Consider the following 13,384-nt stretch of genomic DNA (forward strand, 5'->3'; position numbering starts at 1 on the left):
TAGTGGGTAAAATGAAGCAGCCAATCATTCATATCGACTGGTCAGATCTTGATGACCGAAAGCAGCATTTTCTCATTCGAGCATCTCTTGCCGCTCGAGGACGTTCACTGACACTTTATGAAGAAATACATCCACTAAACAAAAAGAGAAGCCTAAACCCATTTTACTCTTCCTGACTCAACTTAAGGCTATGCTACCCAATGACTGCAAGCCTATTATCGTTACTGACGCAGGTTTTCGGATCCCTTGGTTTAAGCAAATATTGTCGCTTAACTGGGATTACGTAGGTCGATTTAGAAACCGAACACACTGCAAAAATGCCTTGTGGATGACTGGTATCCCGTTAAGCAACTCTATGTTCAAGCAAGCTAGGGCCAAAGTCTCGGCGTTTACTTGTTAGGTGAGAAAGTGTCTTTAAATCACGCTTAGTTATTTTAAGCGCAACGCAAAGGTCGAAAAGATAAAGTGGCCACAGGTGACAAAGCTAGACGGAGTAAACAGTCTCGTGCAAGTGCAGAACGAGAAAAGAGCCTTGGCTACTAGCGACATCACTATGTAATTCAAGTGCTACCGCTAAAAGGGTCGTTAAAATTTATGCGACAAGGATGCAGATAGAAGAGAGCTTTAGGGATGTCAAAACGGGTTTGAAAATGAATGAGAGTGGCTCAAGGATTATGCATAAACTAAGCGTATTGCTACTCATCGCCTGTCTATCTCAATTTATATTGTACCTGCTAGGATTGGCAGTCAAAGCGGCTGATAAGCATAGGCAATACCAAGCAAATTCGATCAAACATCGTAATGTTTTATCAAACCAATTTATAGGATTAAGAGCCTACAAAGATAAGTCTTTGAGGCTGCTGAAGTCTCACTGGCAAACAGGGATCAAGACGCTACAAGATTTAATCAAGGATCCACAAGCATGCTATTAAATTCGTGGGGATCCCTCAGGGTCAGAGTCTGACGAATCCCACGAAATAACAAACAAAAAGATAGATATTTAAATTAAGATAGGAACATTCATGGCATTTGGTGATCAAATTTATCGCCAAACAAATATTACCACAAGTAAATGCCATGAATAATAAGTGATAAGTGGGGTCAGAGTCTGACGAATCCCACAAAAGAACTGAATAAATAAAGAGATAAGTAAAAGAAAGGAACATTCATGGCATTTGGTGATCAAATTTATCGCCAAACAAATATTACCACGAGTAAATACCATGAATGCTAAACATGTTTTATCAAAATGCCTCTCACTTGTCACCCCATTAATGCACAAAACACTTCGTATAGTTTGTTTGCTGCCATTGAAAGCTCAATGAATGGTGGTCCACTTTCTATCACGGACTCGGCCGTAACATAACGAATAAAGCGAAGGAAAACATAAGATTAAGCGTGTAGATAGGCTTTGTAGTAATGCTAATATTCATCGTGAAATCGAGTGTGTCTATACTCGAATGACACATTTGTTAGTGGGTAAAATGAAGCAGCCAATCATTCATATCGACTGGTCAGATCTTGATGACCGAAAGCAGCATTTTCTCATTCGAGCATCTCTTGCCGCTCGAGGACGTTCACTGACACTTTATGAAGAAATACATCCACTAAACAAAAAGAGAAGCCTAAAACCCATTTACTCTTCCTGACTCAACTTAAGGCTATGCTACCCAATGACTGCAAGCCTATTATCGTTACTGACGCAGGTTTTCGATCCTTGGTTTTAAGCAAATATTGTCGCTTAACTGGGATTACGTAGGTCGATTTAGAAACCGAACACACTGCAAAAATGCCTTGTGGATGACTGGTATCCCGTTAAGCAACTCTATGTTCAAGCAAGTGCTAGGGCCAAAAGTCTCGGCGTTTACTTGTTAGGTGAGAAAGTCTTTTAAATCACGCTTAGTTATTTTAAGCGCAACGCAAAGGTCGAAAAGATAAAGTGGCCACAGGTGACAAAGCTAGACGGAGTAAACAGTCTCGTGCAAGTGCAGAACGAGAAAAGAGCCTTGGCTACTAGCGACATCACTATGTAATTCAAGTGCTACCGCTAAAAGGGTCGTTAAAATTTATGCGACAAGGATGCAGATAGAAGAGAGCTTTAGGGATGTCAAAACGGGTTTGAAAATGAATGAGAGTGGCTCAAGGATTATGCATAAACTAAGCGTATTGCTACTCATCGCCTGTCTATCTCAATTTATATTGTACCTGCTAGGATTGGCAGTCAAAGCGGCTGATAAGCATAGGCAATACCAAGCAAATTCGATCAAACATCGTAATGTTTTATCAAACCAATTTATAGGATTAAGAGCCTACAAAGATAAGTCTTTGAGGCTGCTGAAGTCTCACTGGCAAACAGGGATCAAGACGCTACAAGATTTAATCAAGGATCCACAAGCATGCTATTAAATTCGTGGGGATCCTCAGGTCAGAGTAAACTTAAAATTGTCAGCTATACTCTTTAACTCAAGTCACTTTGCAAATGGATCTTGCACATGCCTAGAAAACCTAGAGTCTGCCCCATAGGTATTCCTCAACACGTTATTCAGCGAGGTAATAATCGCCATGTTTGCTTCACGTCTGAACAAGATTTCAGAGCCTATGCAGGCTGGCTAAAAGAATACTCACGTAAATTTCATGTCGATATTCACGCGTGGGTATTTATGACGAATCATGTTCATTTGCTTTGTACACCTCAAAAAACTGAACCTGTTAACCAAATGATGTAATCATTTGGTTAACAATAAAGTGAAATTGCTACTATTTAAATCTCATTAAATGCCTTGATAAAAGGCTTAGCATGTTGGTGAAATCTAATATGTCCTTCCGCACTTAACGCCATTTTTCTCTGCCTAAAGGGTTTCATTATATACCCCCAGTTAGCACTCTTAGAAAAGTAAATTACGAAGTCAATTTCAGCATTGCCCCATTTATTTTCTACTTGAAAATCCTCATTGTTTGTTTCAACTGTCTTAATTTGAATGCGGTAATAATTAAATCCATCACTGATAAGTAAGTCAGTCTTCATATCATGGTCAATAACGGGAGTAAAAACTTCCCAACCATCATACGTAAACCAACTAACAGCTAAGGTTTCGAAAGAGGTATTTCTATAGTGTCTATTTGCAGGTGCAGTTCTTTGAATATTTTTGACAGGCATAGCAGCATCCAATATTTAATTGATGCCGCATGCCAGATAATGGCCTTCTGTATGCGAACCGGCTACTCCTTAAGAAGAAAGCCCCAATTGAATATCACAATACAATCTATGAGTTGTATCAAATAGAAAGGCTGCCAGCCTTGCTTTTCACCCTTCTGAGTTTACTAAGCATAAATCTATTAACAGGCTTTCTGCCTGTGATAAAAATGATTTCTTATAAATTAATGAACATTTTATCTTTTGGCAAGTAATAAATCATTGGTAGCTATATTTAATAAGCTTAAGCCACAAATTCAACGTTTGAATTGCCACTAACCCAATACACTGAAATCTGTTTATCCGCCTTTAATCAGCTATTGCATTGAGGCTGTTGAAGAAAATAGCGTGAGCTAGCCATGAATGGCGAGCTAGCTTTCGCGGTACAGGTCGTTCATTGGCATCCATACCACCACGACATTCGTGAATCCATTCACAGCAGATCCCCATCGGAAGCCTTGGAATTTTCACTATTTATTAATAAGATGGGCCGAAGCAGTCTACAAACGAGGATAAAAGCTGGATCTAACCATGTCGCGAAATTATTGCTTTCAGAAAATGTTGCGGGGCGGCTGGGCCAATTCTTTCATAAAGAGTAAAAAGGAAACAGCCGTTGGTTTCCTCTTGGTATGGTGTGGGCGAAGCGCCACGACGTTAGTGGCCGCAGAACTAGAACAAATAGTGTCAAACTAACTTCTTAGGTATCCACTGTTCTTTTGATTGCTTCAAAGCAGACATCAAAGAATAGTATTTCACTTTATAAGGCCATTGGTTTGATGGATGCCAGAAGTCTACGAAGTGATAGCCATTTTTGTAATATAACCATTCAGCAATAGGTTCCGATTTAACGAGCTTAGACTCAATCAAAGGATATGTTGCACCGCAGATAATTAAGTCAGGATTAATCCTCTGAATTTGCTCCATAAGTAAATCCCAATCGCTGTCTACGTAAGTTGATAGGTCGTCACTAGATGAAGAGCTTTTACCACTACTCTTTTTAATATTTATGATCGCGCAGCTATGGAATGCCTCTTCCATCTTAGGATTAGATTTATAATCCTTGTCGAACGAATTTACCTCACCCGTTTCAACAAGCTTATTGACCCCATCAACCCACTGCGCCATAGACCACCACATGGTCTTACCTAGTTCATTTAGCTTTTTCCCAGCTAAATAATCATTTAGTGCCCACTCTTCCATTACATTCGAAGAACTTTCATATGCCTCTTTCATTAGGAAAAGTACTTTCACAGGAGCTTTATCCCAAAGGCTTCTATTAATTATTCCATCCGCAATGAAAAATTTCTCTCGGTGTATCTCACGTTCTTTCCATGACACAAAATCCATTTTTATTTCCTTTATTATTTAACTCATGATAGTTGCTTGTTCATGTTAGGTGCGGAATTAATAACATTTTCACTTTATCAAACTCTGAATAAATGAATATTGATATTACCACCAGAACCCAAGTAAATTTTATTTAGAACAAAAAAGCGACCTTCCGGTCGCTTTTAAATTCTAAAACTTCAAATAAAACCCACTACCACGATAATGGCGTTACTGCAGATGAGAAGACAAGGAAGCCAATGCTTTCTCCTCGGAGTTTGACTGGTGTCAGACTCATTATTTCGAGCTATTCGAAAACTCTCAGCTGAAGCGTAAATAGCGTTACTGCCGAGAGTAAAACAAAAAAGCGACCTTGCGGTCGCTTTTAAATATTTGGAGCTCAAATGAAACCTACTTCCACCATAATTGCGTCGCTGGCGATGATAAGACAATGAAGTTTGAGGTTTTCGCCGCGGAGTTGACTGGTGTCAATGAGCAGCGAAAACCTTAAACTGAAGCAGTATTATCAAGACTAAGCAGCAATTATTCGTAGTCAGATAATGGTACACATGCACACATCAAATTGCGGTCCCCATAAACATCATCAATACGATTAACCGTTGGCCAAAACTTATTCGCCTTAACCGCTGCCGTTGGGAACACGGCTACTTCACGACTGTACGGACGTGAATCAAACTCTGGGTCCATAATGTCTGCTAGGGTGTGAGGTGCATTATGTAGCGGGTTATTGTCTACTGGCCACTCGCCTGCGGCAACTTTAGCCACTTCGCCGCGAATAGAGATCATCGCTTCGATAAACCGGTCCAGCTCAACCTTAGACTCAGATTCCGTAGGCTCAATCATCAAGGTGCCCGCTACTGGGAAACTCATGGTGGGTGAGTGGAAACCATAATCGTTAAGACGCTTAGCGATATCCATTTCGGTTACGCCAGAGATTTCTTTCAATGGACGTAAGTCGATAATACATTCGTGGGCAACGCGCTCGTTACGGCCGGTGAACAACACAGGGTAATGTGCTGACAGCTTTTTCATGATGTAGTTAGCGTTTAATAGCGCTGTTTGGGTTGATTGCTTAACACCCTTAGTGCCTAACAGCTTAATGTACATCCAGCTGATTGGCAGGATGCTAGCGCTGCCATAAGGTGCAGCAGATATTGCGCCGTTGTGGTCGCTTTCGCGGCCAGGCTTAACCACTACGTGGCCTGCTACAAATGGCGCAAGGTGCGCTTTAACCCCGATTGGACCCATACCAGGACCACCACCGCCGTGGGGGATAGCAAAGGTTTTATGTAGGTTTAAATGCGATACGTCTGCGCCGATAAAGCCTGGTGAGGTTAAGCCAACCTGGGCGTTCATGTTGGCGCCGTCCAAATACACTTGACCGCCATATTGATGGACGATGTCGCACACTTCGCGGATTGATTCTTCGTACACACCGTGGGTTGATGGGTATGTGATCATGATGCACGATAAGCTGTCGGCAAGCTCGGCCGCTTTATTACGTAAATCATCTAAATCAATGTTGCCTTGCTTGTCACACGCCGTGACCACAACCTTCATACCAGCAAGTTGTGCCGATGCTGGGTTGGTGCCGTGGGCCGATTGCGGGATTAAGCAAATGTTACGGTGCGCGTCGCCGCGAGACTCGTGGTATTTCTTAATCGCTAATAGACCGGCGTATTCGCCTTGTGCACCTGAGTTAGGTTGAATACACACGGCATCGTAACCGGTGATGTTGACTAAAAACTCAGACAACTCATTAATTAACTGAGTGTAACCTTGTGCTTGGTCAAGTGGGCAAAATGGGTGCATGTTAGCAAATTCTGGCCAGCTTACCGGTAGCATTTCCACTGCGGCGTTGAGCTTCATGGTGCATGAACCTAACGAGATCATGGAGTGGTTTAGGGCTAAATCTTTGTTTTCCAGACGCTTGATATAACGCATCATCTCGGTTTCGCTTTGGTAGCGATTAAACGTTGGATGAGTTAATACCGCGTCTTGACGTACTAATGCTTGTGGGATTGACTGACTGCCATTGGCCACAATGGCGGCATCTAATGTGGCGACATCTATGCCATGGCCAGCACCTAAAATCACATCAAACAATACCACCAGATCTTGGCGATTAGTGGTTTCGTCAAAACTCACCCCAAATGCGCCGTCGGCGTCGATGCGTAAGTTTAACTTGGCCGCTAATGCACGGGCGTTAATCGCAGCAACGTCGGCACCTTTAACACTGATGGTATCGAACCATGAAGTGTTTGCTAAGGTTAAGCCTTTAGCGTTTAAGCCTGCGGCTAAAATGTCGGCAAAACGGTGAATGCGTGATGCGATGGTTTTTAAGCCATGTGGGCCGTGGAATACCGCATAAAACGACACCATGTTGGCTAATAAGGTTTGCGCCGTACAAATGTTTGAGTTGGCTTTTTCGCGGCGAATATGTTGCTCGCGGGTTTGCATGGCCATCCGTAATGCGCTGTTGCCGCGGCGGTCTTTTGACACACCAATAATGCGACCGGGCATTGAACGTTTGTGCTCATCACGGGCCACGAAAAAGGCCGCGTGAGGTCCGCCGTATCCCATAGGTACGCCAAAACGTTGCGCGCTACCAAACACCACATCTGCGCCCATGGCGCCCGGTGATTTAAGCAGTAATAACGACATAATGTCGGCGGCAACGGTAACCACCACTTTTTTGTCACGTAACTGAGTAAATAACTCGGTGTAGTCGGTGATTTGACCAATGCGGTTGGTGTATTGGAATAACGCACCAAATAATTCGTAATTTACTGCCTCTTTTGCTGGGCCAACGACCACGTCAAAACCAAAGCATTCGGCGCGAGTTTTGACTACGTCGAGGGTTTGCGGGAATACGTCGTCGGCAACAAAGAAGATGTTGGCTTTTTTGGCTTTAGAGACGCGCTTGGCTAATGCCATGGCTTCTGCTGCTGCGGTTGCTTCATCTAATAATGATGCAGAGGCAAGGTCAAGACCGGTAAGGTCCATTGACACTTGCTGGAAGTTTAACGTGGCTTCTAAACGGCCTTGGGCGATTTCTGGCTGGTACGGCGTGTAAGCTGTGTACCAACCTGGGTTTTCAAACACATTACGCAAAATGACATTAGGCACTTGCACGCCGTAGTAACCCATACCGATATAGCTTTTAAAGACTATGTTTTTGTCTGCTATGTTACGGATATAGGCGATACCTTCGGCTTCGCCACAGGAATCACCTATGGTGAGCTCTTGGGGTAAGCGAATTTTGCCTGGGACCGTTTGGGCGGTCAGATCGTCTAGCGACTCTGCGCCAATGAAGTTCAACATGTCTTGTTGTTGTTCTGCATTTGGGCCGATGTGGCGCGTCAGGAAAAGTTCGTGCTGTTCTAGTTGTGTCAGGGTTTGCTTGGTCATATTAAACCTTGTTCCAAATCGACCAGTTGAGGCGGTAGGGCACATAACTGGATTAGGGTGAAAATGGGTAATACGTGAATAACCTGTTTACGGTTTATTATGTTGCGGCTTCGTCATTGGCTTTTTAGCTGCCACGGGTTAGAGATTATCGGCGCAACATTTTTAGCTTCATATAACAAAGAAGCTCCCTAGGGAGCTTCTAGTGTTATGGGTGATTATTCTTGGTCAATGACTTCTTGATAACCGTCGGCATCGAGCAATGCATCAACTTCGGCTTCAAGAGAAGGCATAACACGGAAGAACCAACCTTCACCAAAAGCGTCACTGTTAACCAGTTCTGGTGAATCTTCTAATGATTCGTTTACGGCAATCACTTCACCAGAAATCGGTGCATAGATGTCTGAAGCCGCTTTGACTGATTCTGCTACTGCACAATCTTCACCGGCGGTAACGGTATCGCCTACTTCTGGTAATTCTACGAATACCATGTCACCAAGAAGCTCTTGAGCATGCTCAGTGATACCTACTGTGTAGCTACCGTCTGATTCTTTACGGATCCATTCGTGTGAAGATGCATATTTCAATTCTGCCGGAATAGTGCTCATTGTTGCTGTTCCTTAATCTGATGTTCAAAGACTTAATCAATAAATTCGGTGTCGGTAACACGCCACTATCATTAGAAGGCTTGTTTACCATTGCGCACAAAACTTGGGGCGATGACTTTTACGGTCACGCGTTTTTTACGCATTTCAACTTTAGCTGTGGCACCAATACCATTGGGTACACGGGCCATGGCGATAGAATAGCCTAACGTTGGCGAAAACGAACCACTGGTGATCACACCTTGGTGTTCAACACCGTCTACATCGGTAAAAAATACCGCCATATCATGGCGTAACACGCCCTTTTCTTCCATGACCAAACCAACTAACTTTGTCGTGCCTGCCGCTTTAATTGCGGTTAACGCTTCGCGGCCGATAAAGTCACGATCGCTTGGCTCCCACGCAACGGTCCAGCCCATATTAGCAGCCAGTGGATTGATTGACTCGTCCATGTCTTGGCCGTATAGATTCATGCCCGCTTCTAAGCGTAATGTATCGCGGGCACCAAGACCACACGGCTTAACGCCTGCCTCTAACAGTGCTTGCCATAGGGCTTCGGCTTCAGCTTCTGGGACAATGATTTCGTAGCCAACTTCACCGGTGTAACCTGTGGTGGCAATAAATAAACTGCCTGACTGCACACCAAAGAATGGCTTCATGCCTGCAATAGCAGCATTTTGATCGGCGGTGAATACGCTAGCGGCTTTCGCTTTCGCGTTAGGGCCTTGTACGGCAATCATCGACAATTCTGGACGTTCGCTAACCACAACATCAAACGCGGCGGCTTGTTTGTTGATCCAGGCTAGGTCTTTGTCGCGAGTAGCGGAGTTAACCACTACGCGGTAATGGGTGTCGGTTAAGTAGTAGGTAATAAGGTCGTCGATGATACCAGCGTTTTCGTCTAGCATTCCGCCATAAAGGGCTTTACCATGTACGGTAAGTTTGGCGACATCGTTAGCAAGTAGCTTACGTAAGAAGGCACAAGCATCGCTGCCGGTAACGTCAACTACGGTCATGTGAGACACGTCGAACATGCCTGCGTCTTGACGTACTGCGTGATGCTCTTCGATTTGAGATCCGTAGTTAATCGGCATTTCCCAACCATGGAAATCAACCATTTTGGCGTTTGATTGTAAATGCTTGTTAAAAAGTACTGTTTTGCTAGCCATTATTATCCCTTTTTTTGAGGCCTTTCTTATGTAGGTATTTGATAAAATGCGAACAAAATTATACTCCGCAGACCCAATTTGTATACAAAAGAATTTTCTAATCCGAGTCCAATCGCATTAGTTTAGCTAATCTATTGGCATAATTTTTTTACATAATTATTTACAATAAAATAACTGATTTAACTGTGCTACCTGATATTAAACAAGTTTCTACATTAGCTATGATTAAATTGGCTCACGACAAAGTTTAGGTAATGTCATTTTGTTACCCATAGCCTGTTTGATGAACACTGTTTTCAGTCCAGCGACATTATCAACTAGGGTTAGGCCGATGTCGCGCATGGCTTTTTTAAGCGGATTGCTGCCGGCAAACAGTCTTTTAAAGCCTTCCATGGTGGCGATCATTTCCATGGCTTCAGCTTTGCGCCAACGTTCAAGGGCGCGTAAATGGCTATATTCGCCTAAGTCTTTGCCTTGCTCATGCAATTGGGTAAAGGTGTCGATGATACTGGCAGCGTCTAAAAAGCCTAAGTTAACCCCTTGGCCGGCTAACGGATGAATGGTATGGGCGGCGTCACCGGCCAGCACTAAACGGTGGCGAGCAAAATGGCGCGCATAACGCATCCGCAGTGGAAATGATTGACGCTCGCTGATCACTTGGCACAAGCCTAAACGGCCATCGAGCGCGGCGGTTAATGCTTTTGAAAACTCAACCTCATCAAGCGCTAATAATTGCTTGGCTTGATCGGGCGACACCGACCACACAATTGAACATAAATGGTCGTCATACAAGGGCAACATAGCTAATGGGCCGCCGGGTAAAAAGGCTTGTCTGGCGGTGGCGTCATGGGCGAGTTCGGTGCGCACTGTGGCGACTATGGCATGGTGACCGTAGTCCCAGAATGTCAGCGGAATACTGCATTGCTGGCGCACCCAAGAGTTGGCACCGTCGGCAGCCACCACCACGGCGGCGCTAATGTTGTCGCCATTGGCTAAGGTAAGCCAAGCTTCGCGTTCGCCAAAGGCTATACGTTCAAGGCGTTGGCCTTCTAAATGGGTTAAATTACTGACCTCACTCGCACGTTTGGCAAGGGCATAGCTGATGGCATCGTTTTCGATAATCGAGCCTAAATGCGTTTCGCTGATGCTGTGGGCGTCAAATTCAATTTTGCCTAGGCCGTCTTTGTCCCACACCGACATTTTTTGGTAAGGACTGACACGATTGTCATCGAGATATTGCCACGCACCGAGGTTTTGTAGCAATTGCTGGCTGGCTTTGTTAATGGCACTGACACGCAATTTAGGCTCACCACTGACCGCTTGAATTGTGCCAGCATCGATGACCACTACATTAAGGTCGGCGTTGGCTAAACCGATTGCGGTAGCGAGCCCGACCATGCCACCTCCGACGATGGCAACATCATATGTTTGAGTTGAATACATGGTCAATCCTTACCTTAAAAGAGTTAACGCCAACCCATTGCGGTTTGAGCAACGGGACGTTTGAGTGGGGGTAACCAAGACAATAAACGCAAACCGACATTGCGCCCCGCCACCAGCGGCCAATATTGATTGGAAAAACCACGCACTAAAAATTCGATATTGCGAAGTGTGCTGTCGCGATCGGCTTGGCGATCGACTAAATATTGATGCACGATGGCGCTGCTGCCGACATCGAGCTGGGTTGAGCTATTGGTTAATTGATGCGCACTAAAGGCCTGTTCAAGTACATTGAGTAACCCCACAACATCACGTAAACCTAGATTAAAGCCTTGTCCGGCAATAGGGTGTAGGGTTTGCGCGGCGTTACCGACAAAGATACAACGATGGTAAATAGGCCTTGGCATATACGATAACGTTAGTGGATAACTCACCCGCTGACCGACGTCGACGAAACGACCCGCTCGGTGACCAAACGCTTGTTGTAAGGCAGCTAAAAATTCAGTTTTGTCGCCGTTGACTAACTCATGGGCTTGTGCGGGCGGTAATGCCCACACGACTGAAAAACGTGATTGGGTCGGCGTTGCTGAAGACTTAGACGCGAATGACTTAGACTCGAATGACTTAGACTTGAATGAATTAGACGCTGATGACATAGGTAAAAGTGCCAGCGGGCCGGTTTGAGTGAAGCGTTCGTAAGCCCAATGCTGATGGGCTTGATCTGTGGTGATATTAGCGACTATAGCCGTTTGATCAAAATCGATTTTTTCTGTTGGTTGGCCCAGATGTTGGCGCACGACCGAATTGGCACCATCTGCTGCCACCAATAACTGGCAATGCAATTGAGTGCCGTTATCTAAGGTTAATAAGTGGCCGCTTGTTTGAGCCAGTATCTGGGTGACTTTGGCCGGACAAAATACCCTAACAGCGGATTGAGCCAGTTGCTCAAACAACACTTTGCCCACTTGGGCTAATTCAACCACCTGGCCTAATGCATCTAACCCAAGCGGTTTAGCATTGAGCTCGGTCATGCCAAAGTGACCGCGATCGGAAACATGAATATTTTCAATTGCAGTGCCAAGATGCTGCAACTTAGGCCAAATGCCTAAACGAGTGAGTTCAAAAACAGAACCGTGAGCAACGGCAATGGAGCGAGCATCAAAGCCTGGGTGATTATTGTTGGCAACGTGGGCTTCGATTAAGGCAATGCGCAGCGGACGCGACAAGGTGGCAGATAACTTAGCTAACCCTAAGGCTAACGTGGCTCCTGCCATGGCGCCACCCACAATGGCAATATCAACGGCAAGTGGTTGTGTGGAGGTGTGTGCTGAGGTCATACGCTGCGTTACTGCCTATACCAAAAATATTAGTGAAAATTTGAATGCTCGTCGGTGTCATGTAAAGGCATGTCTAAACCGAACTCTGAATAGCATAAAATAGCCGACATTCTGACAAATTCTTGCAGTTCAACGTAGGCGACTTCGGATTCTTCGTCATCACCAACATCAAATTCTACTTGGGCAATATCAGCAAGGTCTTTAATCACTTCACGCACATCAGATGATGCTTTTGCTAGCTGCGGTTGAATAATGGCAATGCCGGTTAAGAAGCTTTGGGTCCACAAAGCTAACGCTTCAACGCGCTCGCTCAGCGGCACTTCTTCTTCTGGCAATAACAAGGTAAAGCCAAATTCAAAATCGACTAAGCGTGTCACAGTGTCTTGATACAACTCACTGATCAACTTTTGTAAGTTCGCTTCTAGCGGCTGACCGTCGTTCATTAACTCAACTAACGGCGTTAACCACGCAAAATTCTCTTGTTTTACGCCACCACAAATTAGCCCAACAAGTGCACCGTGCACTTCTACTGGATGTTGGCCTACTTCAGCGTAATCTAATGCCTGTTTTAGTTTTTCAATACATAATGAAGGTGGGATTGCCATGGTTAATTCCTAATAGCGCTATATCTGCTTCAATGCTAGCAGAGATAGTATGATGCTCCAAATGCGAGCGTGTATTGTGCCCCAATTATACAGGGACTGAAGCAGATTTGTTCACACAAACAGCAAATAGTTAAAAAGGGATACTGTTGCCTTGCGCTTTTAAATTCAGCCCTATATAGTTCGCTCACATGCTGAACTTTACTAACATCAGCTCGGAATAATAAACGGTTATCAAACAGTCTTTTGTCCCGCTAACTGCGCTACATTGACTTATAATAGA

The 13,384-nt window shown here is 44.5% G+C and carries 10 protein-coding genes and 2 pseudogenes; 4 read left to right on the forward strand and 8 right to left on the reverse strand.

Translation table 11 applies throughout. The features are described from left to right. The first annotated feature begins 11 nt into the window (after window positions 1-11). The 4 genes and pseudogenes from CXF80_RS20770 to CXF80_RS10165 all read left to right on the forward strand — a co-directional run bounded on the left by CXF80_RS20770 (window position 12) and on the right by CXF80_RS10165 (window position 2,726). Window positions 12-176 (forward strand): hypothetical protein, encoded by a 165-nt coding sequence (locus tag CXF80_RS20770; RefSeq protein ID WP_443019027.1) that lies wholly within the window; start codon window positions 12-14, stop codon window positions 174-176. Between the two features lie 345 nt (window positions 177-521). Then, window positions 522-932, forward strand: a pseudogene (locus CXF80_RS20775) (transposase); the annotation flags it as partial. 291 nt (window positions 933-1,223) lie between these two features. Beyond that, a pseudogene (locus tag CXF80_RS10160) lies at window positions 1,224-2,406 on the forward strand (IS4 family transposase). An 86-nt stretch (window positions 2,407-2,492) separates the two neighbouring features. After that, window positions 2,493-2,726 carry a transposase gene (locus tag CXF80_RS10165; protein WP_198554752.1) on the forward strand — a complete coding sequence of 78 codons (234 nt, stop codon included), beginning with the start codon at window positions 2,493-2,495 and terminating at the stop codon, window positions 2,724-2,726. A gap of 35 nt (window positions 2,727-2,761) precedes the next feature. Here CXF80_RS10165 and CXF80_RS10170 read toward each other — a convergent pair whose 3' ends face one another. The 8 genes from CXF80_RS10170 to CXF80_RS10210 all read right to left on the reverse strand — a co-directional run bounded on the left by CXF80_RS10170 (window position 2,762) and on the right by CXF80_RS10210 (window position 13,104). Further along, a complete protein-coding gene (locus CXF80_RS10170; RefSeq protein ID WP_101032764.1) occupies window positions 2,762-3,157 on the reverse strand; it encodes a hypothetical protein in 396 nt (131 codons plus the stop codon). Window positions 3,158-3,877: 720 nt separating this feature from the next. Continuing rightward, window positions 3,878-4,540, reverse strand: coding sequence for a hypothetical protein (locus CXF80_RS10180; RefSeq protein ID WP_101032766.1), 663 nt, complete (start codon window positions 4,538-4,540; stop codon window positions 3,878-3,880). 522 nt (window positions 4,541-5,062) lie between these two features. Continuing rightward, complete coding sequence (gcvP, locus tag CXF80_RS10185; RefSeq protein ID WP_101032767.1) at window positions 5,063-7,951, reverse strand: aminomethyl-transferring glycine dehydrogenase; 2,889 nt, start codon at window positions 7,949-7,951, stop codon at window positions 5,063-5,065. 215 nt (window positions 7,952-8,166) lie between these two features. Further along, window positions 8,167-8,556: a glycine cleavage system protein GcvH gene (gene gcvH / locus CXF80_RS10190; protein ID WP_101032768.1), complete on the reverse strand. Its 390-nt coding sequence runs from the start codon at window positions 8,554-8,556 to the stop codon at window positions 8,167-8,169. 71 nt (window positions 8,557-8,627) lie between these two features. Continuing rightward, complete coding sequence (gcvT, locus tag CXF80_RS10195) at window positions 8,628-9,722, reverse strand: glycine cleavage system aminomethyltransferase GcvT (RefSeq protein WP_101032769.1); 1,095 nt, start codon at window positions 9,720-9,722, stop codon at window positions 8,628-8,630. Window positions 9,723-9,947: 225 nt separating this feature from the next. Then, complete coding sequence (locus tag CXF80_RS10200) at window positions 9,948-11,165, reverse strand: FAD-dependent oxidoreductase (RefSeq protein ID WP_101032770.1); 1,218 nt, start codon at window positions 11,163-11,165, stop codon at window positions 9,948-9,950. 23 nt (window positions 11,166-11,188) lie between these two features. Next, on the reverse strand, window positions 11,189-12,499 hold the full coding sequence (gene ubiH, locus CXF80_RS10205) for a 2-octaprenyl-6-methoxyphenyl hydroxylase (RefSeq protein WP_101032771.1): 1,311 nt from the start codon (window positions 12,497-12,499) through the stop codon (window positions 11,189-11,191). Window positions 12,500-12,528: 29 nt separating this feature from the next. Further along, on the reverse strand, window positions 12,529-13,104 hold the full coding sequence (locus CXF80_RS10210; RefSeq protein WP_101032772.1) for a UPF0149 family protein: 576 nt from the start codon (window positions 13,102-13,104) through the stop codon (window positions 12,529-12,531). Between the last annotated feature and the right edge of the window lie 280 nt (window positions 13,105-13,384).

This window comes from Shewanella sp. Actino-trap-3 (assembly GCF_002836275.1).
In the GTDB taxonomy this organism is placed as follows: Bacteria; Pseudomonadota; Gammaproteobacteria; order Enterobacterales; family Shewanellaceae; genus Shewanella; species Shewanella psychromarinicola.

Excerpts from the sequence above, each read along its gene's own strand:
- CXF80_RS20770 (WP_443019027.1), top strand. The coding sequence starts at position 12 with ATGAAGCAGCCAATCATTCATATCGACTGGTCAGATCTTGATGACCGA.
- ubiH (WP_101032771.1), bottom strand. The coding sequence starts at position 12,499 with ATGACCTCAGCACACACCTCCACACAACCACTTGCCGTTGATATTGCC.
- CXF80_RS10165 (WP_198554752.1), top strand. The coding sequence starts at position 2,493 with ATGCCTAGAAAACCTAGAGTCTGCCCCATAGGTATTCCTCAACACGTT.
- gcvH (WP_101032768.1), bottom strand. The coding sequence starts at position 8,556 with ATGAGCACTATTCCGGCAGAATTGAAATATGCATCTTCACACGAATGG.
- CXF80_RS10200 (WP_101032770.1), bottom strand. The coding sequence starts at position 11,165 with ATGTATTCAACTCAAACATATGATGTTGCCATCGTCGGAGGTGGCATG.
- gcvP (WP_101032767.1), bottom strand. The coding sequence starts at position 7,951 with ATGACCAAGCAAACCCTGACACAACTAGAACAGCACGAACTTTTCCTG.
- CXF80_RS10170 (WP_101032764.1), bottom strand. The coding sequence starts at position 3,157 with ATGCCTGTCAAAAATATTCAAAGAACTGCACCTGCAAATAGACACTAT.
- CXF80_RS10180 (WP_101032766.1), bottom strand. The coding sequence starts at position 4,540 with ATGGATTTTGTGTCATGGAAAGAACGTGAGATACACCGAGAGAAATTT.
- CXF80_RS10210 (WP_101032772.1), bottom strand. The coding sequence starts at position 13,104 with ATGGCAATCCCACCTTCATTATGTATTGAAAAACTAAAACAGGCATTA.
- gcvT (WP_101032769.1), bottom strand. The coding sequence starts at position 9,722 with ATGGCTAGCAAAACAGTACTTTTTAACAAGCATTTACAATCAAACGCC.